The 22669-nt window shown below is 70.6% G+C and carries 17 protein-coding genes and 1 pseudogene; 10 read left to right on the top strand and 8 right to left on the bottom strand.

The genetic code is table 11. The features are described from left to right. The first annotated feature begins 342 nt into the window (after positions 1-342). The 6 genes and pseudogenes from AB0M63_RS22845 to AB0M63_RS22820 form a co-directional block, all read left to right on the top strand. A complete protein-coding gene (locus tag AB0M63_RS22845) occupies positions 343-1011 on the top strand; it encodes a DUF3105 domain-containing protein (RefSeq protein WP_366020633.1) in 669 nt (222 codons plus the stop codon). Between the two features lies 1 nt (position 1012). After that, complete coding sequence (locus AB0M63_RS22840; RefSeq protein WP_355909426.1) at positions 1013-1645, top strand: DUF305 domain-containing protein; 633 nt, start codon at positions 1013-1015, stop codon at positions 1643-1645. A gap of 228 nt (positions 1646-1873) precedes the next feature. Beyond that, a complete protein-coding gene (locus AB0M63_RS22835; RefSeq protein WP_366020632.1) occupies positions 1874-3820 on the top strand; it encodes a S53 family peptidase in 1947 nt (648 codons plus the stop codon). A gap of 105 nt (positions 3821-3925) precedes the next feature. After that, positions 3926-5962 carry an NAD(+) synthase gene (locus AB0M63_RS22830; RefSeq protein ID WP_355909420.1) on the top strand — a complete coding sequence of 679 codons (2037 nt, stop codon included), beginning with the start codon at positions 3926-3928 and terminating at the stop codon, positions 5960-5962. A gap of 508 nt (positions 5963-6470) precedes the next feature. Next, positions 6471-7256, top strand: coding sequence for an alpha/beta hydrolase (locus AB0M63_RS22825; protein WP_366020631.1), 786 nt, complete (start codon positions 6471-6473; stop codon positions 7254-7256). A 227-nt stretch (positions 7257-7483) separates the two neighbouring features. After that, a pseudogene (locus AB0M63_RS22820) lies at positions 7484-7659 on the top strand (NUDIX domain-containing protein); the annotation flags it as partial. Positions 7660-7760: 101 nt separating this feature from the next. On the opposite strand, the gene AB0M63_RS22815 reads toward AB0M63_RS22820, so the two are convergent. The 4 genes from AB0M63_RS22815 to AB0M63_RS22800 all read right to left on the bottom strand — a co-directional run bounded on the left by AB0M63_RS22815 (position 7761) and on the right by AB0M63_RS22800 (position 12609). Beyond that, positions 7761-8975, bottom strand: a complete 1215-nt coding sequence (locus AB0M63_RS22815) for an MFS transporter (RefSeq protein ID WP_355909413.1) — start codon at positions 8973-8975, stop codon at positions 7761-7763. 103 nt (positions 8976-9078) lie between these two features. Continuing rightward, the gene (locus AB0M63_RS22810) at positions 9079-10128 is read right to left on the bottom strand and encodes an endonuclease/exonuclease/phosphatase family protein (RefSeq protein WP_366020630.1); all 1050 of its coding nucleotides are present in this window, start codon (positions 10126-10128) and stop codon (positions 9079-9081) included. A 212-nt stretch (positions 10129-10340) separates the two neighbouring features. Continuing rightward, a complete protein-coding gene (locus AB0M63_RS22805; RefSeq protein ID WP_355909407.1) occupies positions 10341-10967 on the bottom strand; it encodes a TetR/AcrR family transcriptional regulator in 627 nt (208 codons plus the stop codon). Positions 10968-11019: 52 nt separating this feature from the next. Continuing rightward, positions 11020-12609, bottom strand: coding sequence for an MFS transporter (locus AB0M63_RS22800; RefSeq protein ID WP_366020629.1), 1590 nt, complete (start codon positions 12607-12609; stop codon positions 11020-11022). Positions 12610-12812: 203 nt separating this feature from the next. Between AB0M63_RS22800 and panB the strand changes: the two genes are divergently transcribed. From panB to AB0M63_RS22785, 3 genes are all read left to right on the top strand, one after another. Next, positions 12813-13688, top strand: coding sequence for a 3-methyl-2-oxobutanoate hydroxymethyltransferase (gene panB, locus AB0M63_RS22795; RefSeq protein ID WP_366020628.1), 876 nt, complete (start codon positions 12813-12815; stop codon positions 13686-13688). 170 nt (positions 13689-13858) lie between these two features. Next, positions 13859-14878: an ATP-binding cassette domain-containing protein gene (locus tag AB0M63_RS22790; RefSeq protein ID WP_355909399.1), complete on the top strand. Its 1020-nt coding sequence runs from the start codon at positions 13859-13861 to the stop codon at positions 14876-14878. Continuing rightward, positions 14875-15696 carry an ABC transporter permease gene (locus AB0M63_RS22785; RefSeq protein WP_355909396.1) on the top strand — a complete coding sequence of 274 codons (822 nt, stop codon included), beginning with the start codon at positions 14875-14877 and terminating at the stop codon, positions 15694-15696. The genes AB0M63_RS22790 and AB0M63_RS22785 overlap by 4 nt, the downstream gene beginning before the upstream one ends. A 34-nt stretch (positions 15697-15730) precedes the next feature. On the opposite strand, the gene AB0M63_RS22780 is transcribed toward AB0M63_RS22785, so the two are convergent. Next, entirely contained in the window at positions 15731-19435 is a 3705-nt protein-coding gene (locus AB0M63_RS22780) for a BTAD domain-containing putative transcriptional regulator (protein ID WP_366020627.1), read from the bottom strand. 236 nt (positions 19436-19671) lie between these two features. Here AB0M63_RS22780 and AB0M63_RS22775 point away from each other — a divergent pair, with 236 nt between their 5' ends. Then, positions 19672-20472: a site-2 protease family protein gene (locus AB0M63_RS22775; protein ID WP_366020626.1), complete on the top strand. Its 801-nt coding sequence runs from the start codon at positions 19672-19674 to the stop codon at positions 20470-20472. Here AB0M63_RS22775 and AB0M63_RS22770 read toward each other — a convergent pair. The 3 genes from AB0M63_RS22770 to AB0M63_RS22760 form a co-directional block, all read right to left on the bottom strand. Then, on the bottom strand, positions 20462-20632 hold the full coding sequence (locus AB0M63_RS22770) for a hypothetical protein (protein WP_266768013.1): 171 nt from the start codon (positions 20630-20632) through the stop codon (positions 20462-20464). The two genes, AB0M63_RS22775 and AB0M63_RS22770, sit on opposite strands and share 11 nt — an antisense overlap. 70 nt (positions 20633-20702) lie before the next feature. Further along, positions 20703-21431, bottom strand: coding sequence for an NADPH-dependent F420 reductase (npdG, locus tag AB0M63_RS22765; RefSeq protein WP_366020625.1), 729 nt, complete (start codon positions 21429-21431; stop codon positions 20703-20705). 37 nt (positions 21432-21468) lie between these two features. Continuing rightward, positions 21469-22551, bottom strand: coding sequence for a sialidase family protein (locus AB0M63_RS22760; RefSeq protein ID WP_366020624.1), 1083 nt, complete (start codon positions 22549-22551; stop codon positions 21469-21471). Between the last annotated feature and the right edge of the window lie 118 nt (positions 22552-22669).

Below are 22669 nucleotides of genomic sequence, written 5' to 3'. Positions count from 1 at the left end.
TTCCCCATCCTTGCTGGTCAGGCCGCCTGTCCTCGTACCGCGGGAGGCGGTCGGGCACCTGAGCATCCCACCACAACACCATTTCGTGCGCGTTGCGGACCATGATCGGCCGGCCGTCCTTGGGCTGAACGCCTCGCGTACGGCAGGTGTCCTGCTCTTGTGCCCATCTTGCCTGCTCGGACTGACATTCGTAATGCCTGGCCCGGGGCCATTGCACTCTTCTGTGGTCTTTGCTGTGGGTGCCCTACGAGAAACCCCTCACACCCCACTACGATCAGCGGACCCGACTGTCCCTCACTCCGCCCCTTCCTCTGTCCCTTCCCCCCAAAAAGGACACACTCCATGGGTTCCGCCAAAAGCACCGGCAACGCGGCGCGCAAGGCCCGCATCGAGGAGATGCGGCGCGCCGAGCAGGCCCGCGAGCGACGCGGCCGGATCGTGAAGATCGCGGCGAGCACGGTGGTCGCCGCCGGTCTGGTCGTCGGCGGGGTCGCCGTTGTGCACGCGCAGTCCGGTAAGAAGGACAGTTCCGCGAGTGACTCCAAGAGCGGCGGTTCGGGGCACTTCGTCACCGGCGCGGACGGGGTGAAGACGTGGAAGGGGACGCTGGGCCGCACCCACGTCACCGGAACGGTGAACTACCCGATGCGTCCGCCGGTGGGCGGCAACCACAACCCGGTATGGCTGAACTGCAACGGCAACGTCTACACCAAGGCCGTCAAGGACGAGAACGCGGTGCACGCGCTGGAGCACGGCGCGGTCTGGGTGACGTACAACAAGAAGGCCTCGGCCGCCGACGTCAAGGCGCTCGCGGCGAAGGTGAAGGCGACCCCGTACTCGCTGATGAGTCCCTACGACAGCCAGCAGGACCCGATCATGCTGTCGGCGTGGGGGCACCAGCGCACCGTGAAGAGCGCGAGCGACCCGGACGTGAACAAGTTCTTCGCCAAGTTCGTGCAGGGCAGCCAGACGCCCGAGCCCGGTGCCTCGTGCACCGGCGGGACGATGTGACGTGAGGGCCTACGTCGGATGGGTCGCGGGTGCCGCCGCGGCCGTACTGGTCGCGGCCGGCGCGATCACCTACGCGGTCGCCGAGGACGGCGGCGGATCCACCAACTCCTCTGTCCCTACGGCCGATTCGGCGGACGCCGGGTTCGCGCGGGACATGGCGGTCCATCACCAGCAGGCCGTCGAGATGTCGTACATCGTGCGTGACCGGACGAAGAACGTGGAAGTACGGCGGCTCGCCTACGACATCGCGCAGACCCAGGCCAACCAACGGGGCATGCTGCTGGGCTGGTTGGACCTGTGGGAGCTGCCGAAGGTGTCGGCCGATCCGCCGATGACCTGGATGGGCATGGGTGACATGGCGTCCGGGAAGGACGGCGCGCTGATGCCCGGGATGGCGACCAACTCCGAGATGGCGAAGCTGAATTCGCTCAGCGGCAAGCCCGCCGAGGTCTTCTTCCTCCAGCTCATGACGGACCATCACAAGGGCGGCATCCACATGGCGGAGGGGTGTGTCGCCAAGTGCCGGGTGGGGGTGGAGAAACGGCTGGCGCAGGGGATGGTCGACGCGCAGCAGTCGGAGATCCAGTTGATGGCCGGCATGCTCAAGGAACGTGGCGCAAAAGCGCGTTCGTAAAGCGTCACCGGTCGTTCGTTACACGCCCGTAAGGAAAAAAGCCCCCAATTCGCCCTGGCTGACGGTTCCTTGGGTTTCTCTTGACTTTTGCGTTCCCCTGGCATGAACGGTTCATCGAAAGAGTGGCCCCCATCGTGTGATCCATCCACGGACCCTCCCGCCGCAGGTTCCGTACGGGTCGCAGACGACCGACCACTCCATGCGTCGAACCGCATAGCAGGGGGTTTTATGAGATCCAATCGCGCCACCATGCGCGCCGGCGTGAGCATGGCAGCGACACTGCCCATGATCGCCGGCGCTCTGGCGCTCGGCATACCCGCGGCGCACGCCGCGGACAGCCCGGGCCGGGACACGCTCGCGGGCACCAAGCCCGCGTGGGCGACGGCCAAGGCGGACAAGGGAGCGACCTCCGACAGCTCCCGGGTCTCCGCCCGGGTCTACCTCGCCGGCCGGAACGCCTCCGGCCTCGCGGCGTACGCCAAGGCAGTGTCCGACCCGAGTTCGGCCCTGTACGGCAAGTACCTGAGCGCCGCTCAGGTGCAGCAGCGTTTCGGCGCCACGGCGGCCCAGGTGTCCGCGGTCAAGTCCTGGCTGAAGTCCGCCGGGCTGAAGGTCACCGGCACCACCCAGCACTACGTCACGGCCTCCGGTGACGTGGCCGCCGTCGAGAAGGCGTTCAGCACCTCGCTGCACAACTACGCCAAGGGCTCGAAGACCTACCGCGCCCCGTCGAAGACGGCCTCCGCGCCGGACAGCCTGAACGGTGCCGTCCTGACCGTCACCGGTCTCGACAACGCGCCGCACACGGCGAACCACGACGACACGCTGCCGGGTCCGACCGCGGTGTTCAAGAACGCCGGGCCGTTCTCGTCGTACTACGGCTCGAACACGGCGAGCACGCTGCCGTCCGCCTACGGTCAGAAGATCCCGTACGCGGTCCAGGGCTACACCGGCAAGCAGCTGCGTGCCGCCTACGGCGCGGGCAAGTACACCGGCAAGGGGGTGCGGGTCGCGATCACCGACGCGTACGCCTCGCCGACGATCGCCTACGACGCCGCCAAGTACGCCAAGAACCACGGCGACGCGAGCTGGAAGACCAGCCAGCTGAAGCAGGTCCTGCCCTCGGACTACACCAACACCGGTGCCGACGAGTGCGACGCCTCGGGCTGGTACGGCGAGGAGACCCTCGACGTCGAGGCCGTGCACGCGGTGGCTCCGGCCGCCGACGTCACGTACGTGGGCGCCGCCTCCTGCATGGACGACGACCTGCTCGACTCGCTCGGCAAGATCGTCGACAACCACCTGGCCGACATCGTCTCCAACTCGTGGGGCGACATCGAGGCCAACCAGACCCCGGACCTCGCGGCCGCCTACGACCAGGTGTTCCAGCTGGGCGCGGTCGAGGGCATCGGCTTCTACTTCTCCTCCGGTGACAACGGCGACGAGGTCGCCCACACCGGAACGAAGCAGGTCGACACCCCGGCCAACTCGGCGTGGGTGACGGCGGTCGGCGGTACTTCCCTCGCCGTCGGCAAGGGCGACAAGTACCTGTGGGAGACCGGCTGGGGCACCGAGAAGGCCTCGCTGTCGGCCGACGGCAAGAGCTGGACCGGCTTCCCCGGCGCCTTCACCTCGGGCGCGGGCGGCGGCACCAGCAAGACGGTGGCCGAGCCCTTCTACCAGAAGGGTGTCGTCCCGAACGCGCTCGCCACGGCCAACAGCGCCACCGGCAACCGCGTCGTCCCGGACATCTCGGCGATCGCCGACCCGAACACCGGATTCAAGGTCGGCCAGACGCAGACCCTCCCGGACGGATCGGTGGCGTACAGCGAGTACCGCATCGGCGGCACCTCGCTGGCCTCCCCGGTGATCGCGGCCGTCCAGGCCCTGGCCCAGGAGGCGCGCGGCGGCAAGGCGATCGGTTTCGCCAACCCGTCGATCTACGCGAAGTACGGCTCGAAGGCGTACCACGACGTCACGGACAACCCCACGGGCTCCGGCCTGGCGGTGGCCCGCGTGGACTTCGCCAACGGCTACGACGCCACCGACGGCCTGCTGACCTCGGTCCGCAGCCTCGGCAAGGACAGCTCGCTGTCCGCGGTGAAGGGCTACGACGACGTGACCGGCGTGGGCACGCCCGCGAACGGCTACGTCCAGTCGTTCAGCCGGCGGTAGCCGGTAGCCGGTTGTAGACGAGCAACCACCTTTCGATGGGGTGGCGTGGGGCGTACAACACCCCACGCCACCCCATCGTGTCTCACTGACGATTAGAGTGGGTGGGTGCCTCCACTGAACTTCTGGTCGATCTATCAGCACGGTTTCGCGCGCGTCGCCGCCTGCACGGGCCACACCGTGATCGCGGACCCGCACGCCAACGCCGAAGCCGTCCTGCGCCATGCCCGCCGCTGCGACGAGGAGGGTGTCGCCGTCGCCGTCTTCGCGGAGATGGGCCTGTGCGGCTACTCCATCGAGGACCTGCTGCTCCAGGACCCACTGCTCGACCAGGTCGAGCAGGCGCTCCAGGAGGTCGTGACCGGTTCGGCCGACCTGCTGCCGGTCCTGGTCGTCGGCGCCCCGCTGCGCCACCGCAACCGGATCTACAACTGCGCGGTCCTCGTCCACCGCGGCCGGATCCTCGGCGTCGTACCGAAGTCGTATCCGCCGAACTACCGCGAGTTCTACGAGCGCCGCCAGATCGCCGACGGCGCGGACGAGCGCGGCGGGACGATCCGGGTCGGCGGCGAGACGGTCCCCTTCGGTGTGGATCTGCTGTTCACGGCGCTGGACGTCCCGTCCCTGGTCCTGCACGCGGAGATCTGCGAGGACATGTGGGTGCCGGTGCCGCCCAGCGCGGAGGCGGCCCTCGCCGGCGCGACCGTCCTCGTCAACCTCTCCGGCAGCCCGATCACGGTCGGCCGCGCCGAGGACCGCAAACTGCTGTGCCGCTCGGCGTCCGCCCGCTGCCTCGCCGCGTACGTCTACGCGGCGGCCGGCCTCGGCGAGTCGACCACGGACCTGTCGTGGGACGGCCAGGCGATGGTCTACGAGAACGGCGTGCTGCTGGCCGAGACCGACCGTTTCCCCCTCGGCGACGAGTACGCGGTGGCCGACGTGGACCTCGACCTGCTGCGGCAGGAGCGGCAGCGGATGGGCACGTTCGACGACAACCGCCGTACGCACCGGGGTCGGACCTCGGACTTCCGTACGATCGCCTTCGAACTCACCCCGCCGCTCACCGACTTGGGCCTGCGCCGCCGCCTGGAACGCTTCCCCTTCGTCCCGGCCGACGCGGACCGCCTCGCCCAGGACTGCTACGAGGCGTACAACATCCAGGTCGAGGGCCTTCAGCAGCGCCTCGCGTCGATCGGCGGCCCGAAGGTCGTCATCGGGGTGTCGGGCGGTCTGGACTCCACGCACGCGCTGATCGTCGCCGCCCGTGCGATGGACCGCGCTGGCCGCCCGCGCAGCGACATCCTCGCCTGGACCCTGCCCGGCTTCGCCACCAGCGACCACACCAAGGACAACGCGCACGCGCTGATGCGGGCGATCGGCGTGACGGCGGCCGAGCTGGACATCACGCCGACCGCGCGCCTGATGCTGAAGGAGATGGACCACCCCTTCGCCTCCGGCGAGCCGGTGTACGACATCACCTTCGAGAACGTGCAGGCGGGCCTGCGCACGGACTACCTGTTCCGCCTCGCCAACCAGCGCAACGGCATCGTCCTCGGCACGGGTGACCTGTCGGAGCTGGCGCTGGGCTGGTCCACGTACGGCGTGGGCGACCAGATGAGCCACTACAACGTCAACTCCGGCGTACCCAAGACCCTGATCCAGCACCTGATCCGCTGGGTCGTCAGCAGCGAGCAGTTCGACGAGGAGACCGGCAAGATCCTCACCGCGATCCTCGACACCGAGATCAGCCCCGAGCTGGTACCTGGCGAGGAGATGCAGTCCACCGAGTCGAAGATCGGCCCGTACGCCCTGCACGACTTCACCCTGTTCCACGTCCTGCGGTACGGCTTCCGCCCGTCGAAGATCGCGTTCCTGGCGTGGCACGCGTGGCACGACGCGGGGGCGGGGGCGTGGCCGCCGGGATTCCCCGAGGCCAAGCGGGTCGCTTACGAACTGCCCGAGATCCGCCGGTGGTTGGAGGTCTTCTGCCGCCGCTTCTTCGCGTTCGCGCAGTTCAAGCGGTCGGCGATGCCGAATGGGCCGAAGGTGTCGGCGGGGGGTTCGCTGTCGCCTCGGGGGGATTGGCGGGCGCCCTCGGACGGGTCGGCTACGGCTTGGTTGCGGGATCTGGAGCGGTTCGACTAGGCCCCCTCGTCGGGACCATCCCGGCGTCGCGGGTCCGGCACGCCCGTCAGCCGCGTTGTCGGCGGTCGCCGCCCCTCCGCGTCGGCGCCCTCCTCCGCCTCGCGGCCGCATACTCCCTGCGCTCAACCCGGCTCGGCCGGAAGGCACCGCACCTTGCAGCCGGCCTGAACCGAACGCAGGACCTGGGCGTCACCGGTCGGCGGCGGGGCCGGTGGGGTCGGCCAAGGGCCTGTCTGATAATTCCCGTCGTCGCCCGGAGGGCGGCCGCGCGCCCGCTGCGGTAGCAGCTCGTGTCGCAGTAGGTGCGTGCTCTCGGCGTGCCCGGCGCAGACCCTTGTACTGGACGTACTCGGGTCTACGCCGGGTGCGGCGAGTGGGGGCACCTCCCACGCCCTTGAGGCAGCGGGGGAGCATGCCGGGCGTCGCGCGGCAGGCGGGACTTTGCGGACACGGCCTAGCATGGGATTGAGGGCCCATCCGCGCACCGGGGGCCTGGAGGCGATGCGGCATGAGCATGGACTGGCAGCTCAGGCAGTCAGGGCCGTCCGACGGCCGCGAAACCGTGCTGTTGCTACCCGGCGGCATGTGCAGCGCGGGGTCCTACGCGGAGGTGATGGCGCAGCCCGGCCTGGCGGGGCTGCGGCTGGTCGCCGCGACGCTGCCCGGGCAGGCGGGCGCACCGCCGCCGGACGAGTACAGCGTCGAGCGGTACGCCGAACTCACCGCCGCCCTGGCCACCGAGGTCGGCGCCGATGTCGTCGTCGGGTTCAGCATGGGTGCCGTCGTCGCGCTGGAGATGGTGATCTCCGGGACGTTCACCGGGCCGACGGTGCTGCTCGGAGTCAGCATGTCGACGGCGGACGAACCGGCCTTCTTCCGCGCCCTGGTACGGGCCGGCGATGTGCTCGGCGGCATGCCGGCCGCGGTGCTCGCCAAGGGCGCGGCGGCGATGATCGGCAAGGTCGACCTGCCCGCCGAGCGCCGGGCCGAACTGCGGGCCGACTTCGCGAAGAACGTACCGCGCCACCAGCAGCCCGCTCTGCGCGCGTACCTGCGGTGGCTGCACCGGCACGAACAACGGGCCGAGCGGCTGTGCGCGGCGGGCGTCCCGACCTGGGTGGTACACGCGGAGAAGGGCGACGGCGGGCTCACCGAGCAGGAGCGGCGCGTACTCAAGGCGTGCCCGCACATCCGGGTGGTGACGATCGCGGGCTCGGTGTTCTTCCTTCCCAACGAGGTCCCCGAGCGCGTCGCCGACCTCATCGCAGAGGCGGTCGCCCACGTGCGGCGCTGACCTCCGTGCTGTGCAGCGGGGTGATCCCGCCGGCGCGTTCAAGTTCCAGACCCGAACGCAGTGAGTCCACCTACCGCACAGGTACGGCAATGGGCGTGGCGTCTACAACCGGTTGCGGTTGTGGGCTGATCCGGACAGCGTGAATGTCCAACAGCGCGGCACGGAAGAGAAGTTCGGCCACGGAATCGAGTACGGGAGACCGCGACTCCGGTGAGGGAAGAGTGACCATGGCACGGACCGAGTACTACGACGACCCGGCCGCACCTGAACCGAACAGCTTGGTCGTCGCGGCGTCCGCAGTGGTTACCGACGGCAAGGGGGGCATCCTCCTCAGCGCCGCCGGGACAACGACCTCTGGGCGCTCCCCGGCGGCGGTATGGACATGACCGACTCGCTCCCGGGTCCTTGGAGCACTGTGAGCGGCCCCATCTCGGCTGACTTCGCAGGTCGTCAGGGCGCGGGACGAGACCTGCCTCGCCCGAGCTACCTGGGTGGGGGCAAAGCTCAGGACCGCAACGCCCTCTCCTGCTCAGGCACATGCGTAGCCACAACCCGCTCCCGCCCAGGTACCGCGCGCCGCCGGTCCACCACCCACGCGGTAACGGCGACTCCCAGCCCCAGCAGCGCCAATCCCACCCCGGCCACCGCAGGGGACGTAACTCCGAAGCCGGCCGACAGGGCGAGCCCGCCGATCCAAGCGCCGCCCGCGTTCGCCAAGTTGAAGGCCGCCTGGTTCGCCGAGGAGGCCAGGGAGGGGGCGGACGAGGCCTTCTCCATCACCATCAGGAGCAGGGGGGAGCTGGTCACGAATGCCGCCGTGCCGAGGAGGACCACTGCCAGGGCCGCGGTCCACGGGGTCGTCATCAGCACCGGGAACAGCGCCAGGACCACCGCCAGCGACGTCAGGCCGCCGAACAGCGTGCCCCGCATCGAGCGGTCCGCGAGGCGGCCGCCCAGGAGGTTGCCCGCTGTCGCGCCGACGCCGAAGAGGGCGAGGAGCAGGGTGACGCTGGAGTCGGCGTAGCCGGCGGCGTCCGTCAGCATCGGGGTGATGTAGCTGTACGCGGAGAACAGCGCGCCGAAGCCGGCCACCGTCGTGCCGAGGGCCAGCCAGACCGGGAGGGAGCGCAGGGCGGCCAGTTCGCCGCGCAGGCCCGCCGCGGGCACGTGCGCCCCGTCGTGCGGGACGAGCAGCATCAGGGACACCACCGCCAGGACGCCGATCACGCTGACGCCGAGGAAGGTGGAGCGCCAGCCGAGGTGCTGGCCCATGAGTGTGGCCGCGGGCACGCCCACGATGTTGGCGATGGTCAGGCCGAGGAACATGAGGGAGACCGCGCGGGCCTTGCGGTCGGGGGCCGCGAGGCCGGTGGCGACCACCGCGCCCACGCCGAAGAACGCGCCGTGCGGCAGGCCGCTGAGGAAGCGGGCGGCGAGCAGCCAGTCGTAGCCGGGGGCGAAGGCCGAGAGGGTGTTGCCGGCTACGAACAGGAGCATCAGGCCGATCAGGACCTTTCGGCGGGACATGCGGGCGGTGACGGCCGCGAGCAGCGGGGCGCCGATCACCACGCCCAGCGCGTACGCGGAGACCAGGTGGCCCGCCGTGGGGATCGAGACGTGCAGGTCGTCCGCGACCTCGGGCAGCAGGCCCATGATCACGAACTCGGTGGTGCCGATACCGAAAGCGCCGACGGCCAGCGCGAGCAGGGCCAGGGGCATGGAGGTGCCTGTGCCTTTCAGGGAGCGGGGGAGCGGAGTTCCGTACGCCGAATTTTAAGTTCACTTACGGAACAAAGGCTCCCACGGTCCCTATTCCACGAGGTTAAGAGCTCGTGTCCAGGTTCACACGAGCGGCGATCGGGAGATGGTCACTGCCCGTCCTCGGGAGGGTCCAGGAGGTGACCGGTTCGACACCCTGGACCATGATCTGGTCGATGCGGGCCATCGGGAACGAGGCCGGCCAGCTGAACCCGAAGCCGCTGCCCGCCGCGCCCTGCGTGGAGCGCATCTGGGCGGTGACGGCGTTCAGGGAGCGGTCGTTCATCGTGCCGTTGAGGTCGCCGAGGAGGATCTTGCGCGGGAGCGGCTCGGCGGCGATGGCCTCACCGAGCGCGTCGGCGCTCTTGTCGCGCTGCCGAGCCGTGAAGCCGGCCTCCAGCTTCACCCGCACCGAGGGGAGATGGGCGACGTAGACCGCGATCCGCCCCTCGGGGGTGGTGACGGTGGCGCGCATCGCGCGGGTCCAGCCCAGCTTGATGTCCACCGCCTTGACGCCGCTCATCGGGTCCTTGCTCCACAGCCCGACCGTGCCCTGGACCGAGTGGTACTTGTACGTCGAGGCCAGCGCCTTCTCGTACGTCGGGACCGCCGAGGCCGTCAGCTCCTCCAGGGCGACGACGTCCGCGCCGGACGCGGCCACGTCACGGGCGGTGCCGGCCGGATCGGGGTTGTCGGCGTTGACGTTGTGGGTGGCCACGGTGAAGTCGCCGCCGGTGCCGGTCTTGTCGCTGAGCAGCAGCCCGCCGAAGAGGTTCAGCCAGACCGTCACCGGGAGCACCACGGCGATCAGCGCGGTCGCCGACCTGCGGACCAGGCCGAGGACCAGCAGCACCGGGATCAGCAGCCCGAACCAGGGCAGGAAGGTCTCCGTCAGGCTACCGAGGTTGCCGATGCGGTTCGGGATGCGGGAGTGCAGCAGCATGACGAGGGCCAGGAGGATCGCCAGCGCCGCGAGGATCAGGCCCCGGCGCCAGATCCCAGGGCCGTGCCAGCTCTCGCGCAGTCTGTTCCACAGGCGCCGAAGCCGGGACCCCGGCCGCTCGTCCCCCGAGCCGCCGCCGTCCGTCTCCGTCACATACGCCTGCTGTGCCATACCGTCGCCTCACTACCTGCCGTGCACACCATCGTCCCCGCGCCTACGACCCTAGGGGATGATCGGTTCCGATCCGCCGTGCCATGACGGCCGTACTGGCACGAGGACGTACAAGTCGGCGTCCGGAGTTCCGAACGCGGGTGGCGACAGGGGGCTTCTGTGACGAAACGCGCACATACGGACGGGCCGTCAGGGCCGCGTCACGGTCCGCCTCAGTTCTCCTGGCGGTCGGGGCGCAGTGCCACCAGGACCGTGTCGACGAGGAGTTCGGACAGGCCCTCGGGGAGGTCGGCGTCGACGCGCATGACGGTGCGCAGCAGCATCGGGCCGACGAGCAGGTCGTTCATCAGCTCGGGGTCGATGTCGGTGCGGAGTTCGCCGCTCTCCTGGCCGCGGCGCAGGATGTCCACCTGCTTGCGGCGGCGGGGTTCCACGACGGTCGCCTGGTAGGCGGCCCAGACCTTCGGGGTGCTCTTCATCTGCGCGTAGACGTTGTGCAGGAGCGCCGAGGACCGGGCGATCAGGCCGCGTTGGCGCAGTTGTTCCATCATGGCCACGAGGTCGTCGCGCAGGGAGGTGCCGGGCAGTTCGGGGTCCGCCGGCTCGGCCTCGCGGACGACGTCGACGAACAGTTCCTCCTTGCCCGGCCAGCGGCGGTAGATGGTGGCCTTGCCGACACCGGCGGTGCGGGCGATGCGCTCGATGGATAGTTCGGCCAGTGGCACGCCGTCCTCCAGGAGCTTCATCACGCCCTCCGTGATGGCGCGTTCGACGGCCTCGCTGCGCGGACGTCCCCTGGTGGGGGCGTCCTGCCCGGGCCCGCTGCCGACAAGGCTCACTTCGCTCCGTCCCTTCGCTGTGCCCCCGTTCCGTCTTCGACGATTGTCGTCGCTACTCCCCTACGACGACCAACTCCTGCTCCTCCTTGCCCTCCTGACGGGCCATCGGCTTTCCGGGCAGGAAGAGGAAGGCCACGACCGCACCGACGATCGCGACGCCGGCGCCGCACAGGGCGGTGACGTGCATGGCGTGCAGGAACGCGTCGTTGGCGGGGGTGACCAGCGCCCTGCCCTGCGGGCCGAGCTTCGCCGCGACGCCGAGGGTGGCCTCGATGGACTCGCCGGCCGTGTCCCTGAGGGCGGCCGGCACCGAGCCGAGCTTGCCCTCGATGCCGTTGCGGTATGCGGTGGACAGCACCGAGCCGAGGACGGCGATGCCGAGCGCGCCGCCGACCTGGCGGAAGGTGTTGCTCAGCGCGGACGCGGAGCCCGCCTTCTCGCGCGGCAGGGCCTGCATGATGACGACACTCGTCGGGGTCATGACGTGCGCCATGCCGGCGCCCATCAGGAAGAAGATGACTTCCAGGATCCAGATCGGCGTGTCCGCCTTGAGGGTCGCGAAGGCAGCGAGCATCCCGGCGAGCAGCACGAGGCCGACGCCGGTCGTGATCCTGTTGCCGAAGCGGTCGACGACCAGCCGGGCGCGCGGCGCGAAGATCATCTGCGCGGCGGCCAGCGGCAGCATCAGCAGACCGGTCTGCAGCGGCGAGTAGCCGCGCACGCTCTGGGTGTAGAAGACCGAGAAGAAGGTGACGCCCATCAGCGCGAAGAAGACCAGCGCGATGGCGGCGATCGCGGCCGAGAACTCCTTGTTCTTGAAGTACGTGACGTCGATGGACGGGTGGTCGCTGCGCTTCTCGAACCAGACGAACCCGGCGAGGACCACGACACCGGCGATGATCGTCGACAGCACCTTGGGCGCCGTGAAGTCGGCCAGCTCGCCGCCCTCGATGATGCCGTAGACCAGCAGGACGAGGCCGATGACGGACAGGACGACGCCGACCGGGTCCAGGCGGCCGGGCTTCGGGTCGCGGGAGTCGGGGACCAGCCAGATCATCAGCGCGAGGGCGATCAGCACGATCGGCACGTTGATCAGGAAGACCGAGCCCCACCAGAAGTGGTCGAGGAGCACACCGCCGGTGATCGGGCCGATGGCGATGGCGAGGCCGACGCCGCCGGCCCAGATGCCGATGGCCTTGGGCTGCTCGTCGCGCTCGAAGACGTTCATGAGGACGGCGAGGGTGGCGGGCATCACGAAGGCGGCACCGAGGGCCATCAGGGCCCGGTAGCCGATGAGTTGGCCCGGCGAACCGGACTCGGCGGCCAGCGCGGAGCCGATGCCGAACACGACGAGACCGCCGAGCAGGGTCTTCTTGCGGCCGAGGCGGTCGCCGAGGAGGCCGGCGGTGAACAGCAGGCCGGCGAAGACGAGGGTGTAGGCGTTGATCGCCCACTCCAGCTCGCTCTGTGTCGCGCCCAGGCCGGTCGGGGCCGGGGTGGAGATGGTCTTGATGGCGACGTTGAGGATGGAGTTGTCGAGCACCACGATCAGCAGGCTCAGCATCAGCACGCCGAGGATGGCCCAGCGGCGGCGGTGCACCGCTTCGGATATCCGGGTGCCCGGGACGGGTGGAGTGGTCATGCCGTCCAGCGTAGGGAACGCCCGGGCCATTTCGATACGAGACCGTGCCGTATCGGAATTGTTTTACCCAGTCCTTACACACCGGGCAGGACGTGACGTGGGCGACGGGGGCCCCTCTGGCCCTCCGTGGCACAAGGTGCCACCATGGAGGGGATCCGGGGACGCCGTAAGGGCGCTTCGAGATGACTGAAGGAGCCGTTGCAATGACGCATCTTTCGGCTGCCCAGACTGTGCAGAACAGCTCCTCCGACGGCAGCAAGGCGCTGTACGGAGGCAAGGGCACCCGCCGTATCACCGTTCGCGACATCGGCCTCGCCAAGGCACGCGGCGAGAAGTGGCCCATGCTCACCGCCTACGACGCGATGACCGCGTCCGTCTTCGACGAGGCCGGTATCCCGGTCATGCTCGTCGGCGACTCGGCGGGCAACTGCCACCTCGGGTACGAGTCGACCGTGCCCGTCACGCTGGACGAGATGACCATGCTGTCCGCCGCCGTCGTACGGGGCACCAGCCGCGCCCTGATCGTCGGCGACCTGCCCTTCGGCTCCTACCAGGAGGGCCCGGTGCAGGCGCTGCGCTCGGCGACCCGGCTGGTGAAGGAGGCCGGGGTCGGCGCGGTGAAGCTGGAGGGCGGCGAGCGGTCGCACGAACAGATCCGGCTGCTGGTCGAGTCCGGCATCCCGGTGATGGCGCACATCGGTCTCACCCCGCAGTCCGTGAACGCGATGGGCTACCGCGTGCAGGGGCGGGGCGAGGAAGCCGCCCAGCAGTTGCTGCGGGACGCCAAGTCGGTGCAGGACGCGGGGGCGTTCGCCGTCGTCCTGGAGCTGGTGCCGGCGGAGCTGGCGGCCGAGGTGACCCGGGTGCTGCACATTCCGACGGTCGGGATCGGCGCCGGGGCACAGACGGACGCGCAGGTCCTGGTGTGGACCGACATGCTGGGGCTCACCGGCGGGCGGGTCCCGAAGTTCGTGAAGCAGTACGCCGATCTGCGCGCGGTCATGACGGGCGCGGCGAAGGCGTTCGCGGAGGACGTGGTCGGCGGAACGTTCCCCCTTGAGGAGCACTCGGTCCACTGACCGTGTGAGGTCACAGAGCCACTGCGGCACCAGGCAGCCCCGCCGATCTTCCCCCGTCGGCGGGGCTGCGGTGTCCTCGCGAGCGGGATGCAGGCGCGTTGTAGGTACCGACAGATCCCTGTAGGCGGCCTGTCGGTGCTTTGTCGGTGGCGGCTGGCACTGTCATCCACATGACGCGAATCGACAACACATCCAGCGGCACGGCGGTGACTGTGCGGGGGCTGGTCAAGCACTACGGCGAGACCAAGGCGCTGGACGGCGTCGACCTGGACGTCCGGGAGGGCACCGTGATGGGTGTGCTCGGACCGAACGGTGCCGGCAAGACCACCCTCGTACGCATCCTGTCCACGCTGCTCGCCCCGACCGCCGGCGAGGCCACCGTCGCCGGCTACGACGTCCTGCGCCAGCCCCGCCAACTGCGCCGGGTGATAGGCCTCACCGGCCAGTACGCCTCCGTGGACGAGAAGCTCCCCGGCTGGGAGAACCTCTACATGATCGGGCGGCTGCTCGACCTCTCCCGCAAGGACTCCCGCGCCCGCGCCGACGAACTGCTGGAGCGGTTCTCGCTGACGGAGGCCGCCAAGCGGCCCGCGAGCACCTACTCCGGCGGTATGCGGCGCCGGCTCGACCTGGCCGCCTCGATGATCGGGCACCCGCAGGTGCTCTTCCTCGACGAGCCGACCACCGGCCTCGACCCGCGCACCCGCATGGAGGTGTGGGACGAGGTGAAGTCCATGGTCGGCGGAGGCGTGACCGTGCTGCTCACCACCCAGTACATGGAGGAGGCCGAGGCGCTCGCCTCGGAGCTGACCGTCGTGGACCACGGCAAGGTCATCGCGAACGGCGGGATCGACGAGCTGAAGGCGAAGGTCGGCGGCCGCGCGCTGCGCATCCGCCCGGCCGACCCGCTCCAACTACGGCCGTTGGCACAGGAGTTGGACGAGCTGGGCATCACCGGCCTGGCCACCACCACCGTCGACGTGGAGAGCGGCACGGTCCTGGTGCCGATCCTCAGCGACGAGCAACTGACCGCCGTGGTCGGCGCGGTGAGCGCGCGCGGCCTCACCATCGCCTCCATCACCACCGAACTGCCCAGCCTGGACGAGGTGTTCCTGTCCCTCACCGGCCACCGCGCCAGTGCCCCGCAGGACACCGTGCCCACCCAAGACCGCGAGGAGGTCGCCGTATGAGCGCCGTCACCGTGAATTCCGCCGGCGTCGCGGCGGATCCCCGTATCCCGCTGCGCAACCATCTGCGTCACACCGGCGCCCTGATCCGCCGCAACCTGCTGTGGATCCGCCAGGACCCGGAGTCGATGTTCGACGCCATCCTGTTCCCGGTCATCTTCACGCTGCTGTTCGTGTACGTCTTCGGCGGCTCGATCGGGCAGTCGCTCGGCGGCGGACAGCAGGCCTACGTGCAGTACGTGGTGCCCGGACTGCTGGCCATGATGGGCATGAACATGGCGCAGGGGGTGGGCACCGGCTTCAACACCGACTTCCACTCCGGGGTCATGGACCGGTTCCGGTCGCTGCCCATCGGACGCGGCTCGGTGCTGGTCGCCAAGATCGTGGTCGAGATCATGCGGATGCTGGTCGCCTGCGCCATCCTGATGGTCGTCGGTGTCCTCGTCGGCTTCGACATCCACCACTGGGGCGGCATGTTCGCCGCGGTCGGGCTGTCCGCGCTGTTCGGCTCGGCCCTGATGTGGGTGTTCCTCACCCTCGGCGTGACCATGAAGAGCGCGCAGTCCGTGCAGGCCATGGGCTTCCTGGTGCTGATGCCGCTCCAGTTCGGCTCGTCGATCTTCGCGCCGACGGGGTCGATGCCGGGCTGGCTGCAGAACTTCACCGACTACAACCCGCTGTCCGGGCTCGCGGACGCGGCCCGCGGGCTGATGGTGGGCGGCCCGATCGCCCACGGCGTGTGGCTGACCCTCGCCTGGACGGTGGGGCTCACCGCGGTGATGGCCCCGATCGCCATCCACAAGTTCCGCACCAAGGCCTGAACCGGCCGCCCGGCTCACCGGGTTCGCGTCGGCGTCACACCAGGGCGGCGGCCTCCTTCAGGGAGAGGCCGCCGCTTTCGGCGTACTCGGCCGCGCACGCCTCGTAGGCCGTGTCGCCGAGCGCGCCGCGCGCGTGCGCCTCGGCCTGGCGGTCGACCTCGCGTTCCATGGACGTCGCGACATGACCGGGCGGCACCAGCGCCCGCGCCGCGACGACGAGCTGGACGCCGTCGCGGGCCCGGGCGCCGCCGTCGGTGCTGGCGAGGGCGATCGCGGCGATCTTCAGATACAGCGGGCTCATGTGCGGGGCGATGGCCTCGGACAGCGGGTCGCCCGCCTGTTCCAGCGCCCGCCGGGCCTTGTCCAGCGACTCCTCGTACTCGCCTTCGAGTGCCGCCACCCACGCCTCCGCGCCGTAGATGAACGCGTCGAAGACGGCGAAGTGGGAGATCGCGAACTGCTCGCGCAGCAGCCGCAGTTGCTCGCGCGCCTCGGGGAGGCGGCCGGTCAGCGCGAAGTGGCCGGAGAGGAACATACGGGCGGCGGGCATCGCCTCGTTGGCCGTGCCGTGGGTGGATTTGAGCACCTCGGTCAGCATGCGCTCGCCGCGCTCGGGCTCGCCGCCCTCGATGAGCGCGCTGCCCAGCCGGGCGCCGAGCACGGCCACCTGCCCGTGGGCGCCGATCAGCTCGGCGTGTTCGATCGCGGCCTCGTAGTCGAGGGCGGCGCGCCGGTAGTCGCCGGTGCGCTCCAGGGCCTCGCCGCGGGCGGAGAGCGCCTCGGCGACACCCCAGACGTCGCCGAGGCGGCGGAAGATCTCCAGCGACTCGTCGGCGTCCCGGGCCGCGTCGCCCGCCCAGTCGCTGCGGTTGGCGAGCAGGTTGGCGCGCATCTGGAGGGTGGAGGCCAGCTCCCACTCCATGCCGGGGGTGGAGCGGCAGGTGTGGACGTCGGCGTCGAGGATCGCGGGCAGCCGCTCCACGTTGCCGCTCAGCATCACCGCGAAGAACCAGAAAAGGCCGGGTGTACGACAGGTCTGCGGCAGGCCCGGTTCGTAGACCTCGGCGATCAGGCGCAGCTTCTCCTTCGCCTCCGGTGACTCCCAGGCCTCCAACTCCGTGTCCATCCACGACAGATGGGTGAGGTGGACACCGCGCCGGGCCTCGGCGAGGAGTTCCCCGGAGAGCGGGGGCGGGACGTCGGTGCAACGCTGCCAGACCGGGGCGGCGCGCTGAAGTGGGGCGGCGAAGGGGTCGGGGCTCAGGGCCATGACCTCGACGCACCAGTTGCGGGCCTCGATGCGGATGTCCCGCATCTGCCAGTACCAGACCAGGGACAGCACAAGGCAGATGGCCTCCTGCTCGTCGCGTTCGGCGACGGCGTGCCGCAGGGCGGTGCGGATGTTCTCGTACTCGCGCTCCAGCCGTCCCACGGCGGCGAGTTGGCCGGGGCCGCGCAGCAACGCGTCGGTGGTGCGGGCGAGTTCGCGGTAGTACGTCAGATGGGCACGCTCGGCCCGCGGTCGCCGGCCGGCCTCGTCGAGCCGTTCGCCCGCGTACTCGGCGACGGTCTCCAGGAGCCGGTAGCGCATCTCCCCGTCGCCCGAAGGGGCGGCCACGACAAGGGACTTGTCTACGAGGGAGCCGAGTGCCTCGAACGCGGCCGGCCCGCACACGGCCTCGGCGGCGGCGAGCTCGCAGCCGCCGGCGAACACGGACAGGGTGCGCAGCACGTCCCGTTCCTCCTCGTCGAGCAGGTCCCAGGACCAGTCGACGACGGCCCGCAGGGTCTGCTGGCGGGGCAGCAGCGTGCGGCTGCCGGAGGTGAGGAGACGGAAGCGGTCGTCGAGCCGGTCGGCTATCTGACGCGGCGTCAACATCCTTAGCCGGGCGGCCGCCAGCTCGATGGCGAGGGGCAGTCCGTCGAGCCGACGGCAGATCTCGGCACAGGCCTCGGGATCGTCCTCCACCGTGAACCCGGGCCGGGCGGCGGCTCCCCGGTCGGCGAGCAGCCGCAGCGCGACGGGGTCGGGCAGCGGCTCCACCGGGCGCAGCAACTCCCCCGGTACGCCCAGGGGTTCACGGCTGGTGGCGAGCACGGTCAGCTCGGGGCAGCGCTCCAGCAGCGCCTCCACCAGCCGGGCGGCGGCACCGACGACATGCTCGCAGTTGTCGAGGACGATCAGCATCCGGCGCCTGCCGCAGTGTTCGGCCAGCCGCTCCACGGGGTCGTCGTGCCGATCACCGCCGGCGGCCCGGATCGCCTCGGCACCGGCGCCGTACATCACGGTCTCGCGCGCCCCCACGGCGGTGAGCACGGCCTCCGGTACGGCGTCCGGGTCGTCCACCGGGGCGAGTTCGGCCAGCCACACCCCGTCCCGCGCCACGTCCCGCACCCCTTCGGCGGCCTCCTGCGACAGCCGCGTCTTCCCGGCCCCACCGGGCCCGAGCAGCGTCACGAGCCGGGCCGAGGCGAGGTCACCCCGAATGACGTCGATGTCGGCCTCCCGGCCGACGAAGGAGGTGAGGCGGGCTCGGAGGTTGCCGGGGGGTGAGGTGGGGTGGTTGGTGGGGAGGGGGGCGAGGGTGCCGGCGTCGGTGCGGGGGCGGGCCGGAGCGGTGTCGGTGCCGGACCAGGCTTGAGCGGCATCGGTGCCGGGCGAGGCCTGAGCGGCGTCGCCGCCGGACCTGAGGTGACCGCTGGTCGCGCGGTCGTCACCGGGTCCGCCGGAGCCCTGGCGACCGGGCACTCCGCCGGGGCTATCGTGACCGCCCGATTCATCGGAGCCGTCATGGCCGCGCCATCCGCCGGAATCCTCGCGACCGCCCGGCCCGCCCGGGCCCTGCAAGCTGCCCCGTCCGCCGGAGCCCTCTCGGCCACCCGGCCCGCCGGAACCCTCGTAACCACTCCGCCCACCGGAACTCTCATAGCCGCTGGGCCCGCCGGGGCCCCGGTAGCCGCCCCGCGCACCCCGGCCCGCACCGCCAGCGGCCCCGCCATAGCCATCCTCCCCAGGACTCAACAACTCCCCATGCAACGCCCGCAGCTCAGGCCCCGGGTCAGACCCCAGGCGGTCTGCCAACAGCTGGCGTACGTCCTCGTACGCGGCCAGGGCCTCCGCTGTGCGGCCGGTGGCGCGGAGGGCCTGGAGGCGTAGGGACTGGAGGGGTTCGTCGAGGGGGTGGGTGTCGCAGAGGGCGGTCAGTTCGGGAAGGGCGGTGTCCGCTTCGCCGAGGGCCAGGGCCGCCGTCAAGCGGGCGCGGCGGGCGTCCAGGTGGCGGGTCTCCCAGCGGGCCGCCTCCGCCGTACGGTCGGGGAGGTCGGCGAGGGCCGGGCCGGCCCAGAGGATCAGCGCGTCGTCCAGGGCCTCCGCCGCCTTCGCGGGGTTGCCGTCGGCCAGCGCCCGCAGCCCCTCGCCGGTGAGCCGCTCGAAACGGTGCAGGTCGATGTCGTCGGGGGCGGCGGCGAGCCGGTACCCGCTCTCCGCCGAGGTGATCGCGTCGGCGCCGAGCACCCGGCGCAACCTGCCCACCAGCGCCTGGAGCGCACCCGTCGCGTCCGCGGGCGGGTCACCGGCCCACACCTCGTCCACCAGGAGGCTCGCGGGCACGGCCTTGCCGGGCCGCAGGGCGAGCACCGTGAGCAGGGCACGCAGCCGCGCCCCGCCGACCGGGACGGGGGTGCCGTCGGGGCGCAGTACCTGGGTGGTGCCGAGAATGCGATAGCGCACGGGGTCCATTGTCTCTGGTGGCGTGGGAAGCGGTCACGGGGTGGGGGCGGCGTGGCGCCGGGCACGGCCTACGAGGGCCGCCGCCCCCGAGGGATGCCAGGGTCGTAGAACGCGTGCCAGAGTCCCATGTCCAGTCCCATGTCCCCACCTTCCCCGGAACCGACAGCGGACCGCGAGACGTTTTCCTCCTGTGCCCGGTACCGTCGGGCTTCGCGTCCACCGACCCCAGCAGGGAGCCCGCCCCCATGACCGCCACCACCACCCGCCCGAGCGACCGGCGGATCAGTCCCGTGTTCGTCGGGATCCTGGCCGTCACGGCGGTGACCGGCTGGGCCACCTGGACCGGGTTCGCCGAGCAGCCGGGCGTCGCCGTGTTCCTGTTCGTGACGGCGGCCTGGATCGTCTCCCTGTGCCTGCACGAGTACGCGCACGCGCGCACCGCACTGCACAGCGGTGACATCTCGGTCGGCTCGAAGGGCTATCTCACCCTCAACCCGCTGAAGTACACGCACGCGCTGCTCAGCATCGTGCTCCCCGTGATCTTCGTCATCATGGGCGGGATCGGTCTGCCCGGCGGCGCCGTCTTCATCGAGCGGGGCCGCATCCACGGCCGGTGGAAGCACAGCCTGATCTCGGCGGCGGGCCCGCTGACGAACGTGCTGTTCGCGGCGGTCTGCACGGCCGCGTTCTGGCTGCACGCCCTGGACGGGGTGCCGGTCGGCTTCCAGTACGCGCTGGCCTTCCTGGCCCTGCTCCAGGTGACCGCGGCGATCCTGAACTTCCTGCCGGTGCCGGGCCTCGACGGCTACGGCGTGATCGAGCCCTGGCTGTCGTACAACATCAAGCGCCAGGTGGAGCCGTTCGCGCCGTTCGGCCTGCTGTTCGTGTTCGCGCTGCTGTGGCTGGGGCCGGTCAACGCGCACTTCTTCGACGCGATCCACGCGATCCTGCGCGGCCTCGGCATCAGCGAGGACCAGACCTACTGCGGCCAGAACCTGTACCGCTTCTGGCAGGGCACCGACGACTACTGCTCGGTCAGCCCGTGACGGACCGGCCCCGCTTGAGGTAGTACCAGCACATGTTGGACGAGAGCCCCGCGAGCAGTACCCACACGATCCCGATCCAACTGCCCTGCACGAAGGAGACGACCGCGGCGGCCACGGCCAGCAGGCAGACGACGAGGGCGTAGAGGGCGAGGCGGGGCATGGGGTCGGCTCCTGTCGGGGGACATCGGGGGGACACGGGTAGGTGCTGCCCACCAGTGTCCCCCACGCGCTCACACGTCCGTGACGCGCAGCCCGGCGTGTGCCTTGTAGCGGCGGTTGACCGAGATCAGGTTCGCGACCAGGGACTCCACCTGGTGGGCGTTGCGCAGCCGGCCCGCGAAGACGCCCCGCATGCCGGGGATGCGGCCGGCCAGCGCCTGCACGATCTCGACATCCGCCCGCTCCTCGCCGAGGACCATGACGTCGGTGTCGATCTCGGCGATCTCCGCGTCCATGAGCAGCACCGCCGACAGGTGGTGGAAGGCGGCGGCGACCCGTGAGTCCGGCAGCAGGGCGGCGGCCTGTTCGGCGGCGCTGCCCTCCTCCGGCTTCAGGGCGTAGGCGCCCTTCTTGTCGAAACCGAGCGGGTTGACGCAGTCGACGACGAGCTTCCCGGCCAGTTCCTCGCGCAGCGACTCCAGGGTCTTGCCGTGGCCGTCCCAGGGCACGGCGACGATCACGATGTCGCTGCGGCGCGCGGTCTCGGCGTTGTCGGCGCCCTCGACACCGTGACCGAGTTCGTCGGCGGCGGCCTGTGCGCGCTCGGCGGCGCGGGAGCCGATGATCACCTTCTGGCCGGCCTTGGCGAGCCGGTAGGCGAGTCCCTTGCCCTGCGGCCCGGTCCCGCCGAGCACGCCGACGACGAGTCCGGAGACGTCGGGGAGGTCCCACGGGTCCTTGGCGGGAGCCTTCGCAGCGGCCGGCGCGGGGCTCTGTGCAGCACTGTCGGTAGAGGTCATGGGCCGACTTTACGTCCGGCTCGGCGCCCGGATCGGCTCAGGTGAGGTCCGTCACGGGCACCCGGCGAAACGTGATCATTTCGTACGGTCCGAAGTCCCCTGTCTCGTAGAGGAGTCCGACCGTGTCGTCGTCGATCCGGACGAGGTCGGAGTAGGCGGCGGGCAGACCGTCGACCGTGAACACCGGGCGCCAGGTGGTGCCGTCGTCGGTGGAGGCGCGGATCGTCATCAGGGCACGGGAGGCGGGGTCCGCGGGACCGGAGTACAAGAGGACGTCCGGGTCGCGGAGTTGGAGGACGCTTGCCTCGCAGACGGGGGCGGCGAGCCCGGCCTGCGGACGGAAGGGCTTGACGAGCGACTTCCCGCCGTCCTGCGAGTACGCGTCGGCTCGGTTGCCGGGAGACGTGGAGTCGTTGCGGGTGTTGAAGTAGACCCGCCCGTCGGGGAGTTCGGCGGCGGTGGTCTCGTTGCAGTTGATGTAGCCGTCGGGGTTCTCGTCGACGTAGCCGAGGTACCAGGTCTCGCCGCGGTCGTCGCTGAGCAGGCAGTGGCCGCTGTTGTACCTGGCCTCGTTGCCGACGTCGGTGCCGGTGGGCGGGACGGTGTGGTTGGCGGCGACGACCACGCGGCCGGTGCTCAACTGGATCGCGTGCCCCGGAGTGGTGGCGTACCAACGCCAGTCGGGCTTCTTCACCTGCTCGGTGATCTCCTTCGAACTCGACCAGGTGACACCGTCGTCGTCGCTGTACCGCACCCAGATCCGCCGCCCGTCCGCCGCCGACACCTTGCCGCGCAGGATGTCGTCCTCGGTGACGGTGCCGACCGCGCGGACGTAGACGAGCAGGATGCGGCCGGTGTCGAGGACGACGGGGGCGGGGTTGCCCGCGAGGTGGTCGCCGTTGGTGGCGGCGGTGGTGAGCGGGCCCCAGGTGCGGCCGCCGTCCGTGGAACGACGTAGCACGATGTCGATGTTGCCGTGGTCGCTCGCGGAGTCAACCCGGCCCTCGCAGAACGCGAGGACGGTACCGGCGGAGGTCACCACCACCGCCGGGATGCGGTAACTCGCGTAGCCCCCCTGCCCGGCGCTGAAGGGAACGGTGACTTCCGCGGTGTCTGTCATGAGTTGACTCCGTGTGCGACGTGTGCGACGTGTGGGACCGATGAGCCCGCACCATCCCCAAGTCGGGCGAATTCGCGGTGAACTCCACGTCACGAGTGGCTGGTTGCGGCAGGATGCG

The sequence above is a fragment of the Streptomyces sp. NPDC051576 genome (genome assembly GCF_040681835.1).
Classification (GTDB): domain Bacteria; phylum Actinomycetota; class Actinomycetes; order Streptomycetales; family Streptomycetaceae; genus Streptomyces.
This window is presented reverse-complemented; position numbering and strand designations above follow the sequence as displayed.

What these genes read in the sequence shown, in the direction of transcription:
- AB0M63_RS22845 (WP_366020633.1), top strand. Translation starts at nt 343, where the DNA reads ATGGGTTCCGCCAAAAGCACCGGCAACGCGGCGCGCAAGGCCCGCATC.
- AB0M63_RS22835 (WP_366020632.1), top strand. Translation starts at nt 1,874, where the DNA reads ATGAGATCCAATCGCGCCACCATGCGCGCCGGCGTGAGCATGGCAGCG.
- AB0M63_RS22825 (WP_366020631.1), top strand. Translation starts at nt 6,471, where the DNA reads ATGAGCATGGACTGGCAGCTCAGGCAGTCAGGGCCGTCCGACGGCCGC.
- AB0M63_RS22815 (WP_355909413.1), bottom strand. Translation starts at nt 8,975, where the DNA reads ATGCCCCTGGCCCTGCTCGCGCTGGCCGTCGGCGCTTTCGGTATCGGC.
- AB0M63_RS22810 (WP_366020630.1), bottom strand. Translation starts at nt 10,128, where the DNA reads ATGGCACAGCAGGCGTATGTGACGGAGACGGACGGCGGCGGCTCGGGG.
- AB0M63_RS22800 (WP_366020629.1), bottom strand. Translation starts at nt 12,609, where the DNA reads ATGACCACTCCACCCGTCCCGGGCACCCGGATATCCGAAGCGGTGCAC.
- panB (WP_366020628.1), top strand. Translation starts at nt 12,813, where the DNA reads ATGACGCATCTTTCGGCTGCCCAGACTGTGCAGAACAGCTCCTCCGAC.
- AB0M63_RS22790 (WP_355909399.1), top strand. Translation starts at nt 13,859, where the DNA reads ATGACGCGAATCGACAACACATCCAGCGGCACGGCGGTGACTGTGCGG.
- AB0M63_RS22785 (WP_355909396.1), top strand. Translation starts at nt 14,875, where the DNA reads ATGAGCGCCGTCACCGTGAATTCCGCCGGCGTCGCGGCGGATCCCCGT.
- AB0M63_RS22780 (WP_366020627.1), bottom strand. Translation starts at nt 19,435, where the DNA reads ATGGACCCCGTGCGCTATCGCATTCTCGGCACCACCCAGGTACTGCGC.
- AB0M63_RS22775 (WP_366020626.1), top strand. Translation starts at nt 19,672, where the DNA reads ATGACCGCCACCACCACCCGCCCGAGCGACCGGCGGATCAGTCCCGTG.
- AB0M63_RS22770 (WP_266768013.1), bottom strand. Translation starts at nt 20,632, where the DNA reads ATGCCCCGCCTCGCCCTCTACGCCCTCGTCGTCTGCCTGCTGGCCGTG.
- npdG (WP_366020625.1), bottom strand. Translation starts at nt 21,431, where the DNA reads ATGACCTCTACCGACAGTGCTGCACAGAGCCCCGCGCCGGCCGCTGCG.
- AB0M63_RS22760 (WP_366020624.1), bottom strand. Translation starts at nt 22,551, where the DNA reads ATGACAGACACCGCGGAAGTCACCGTTCCCTTCAGCGCCGGGCAGGGG.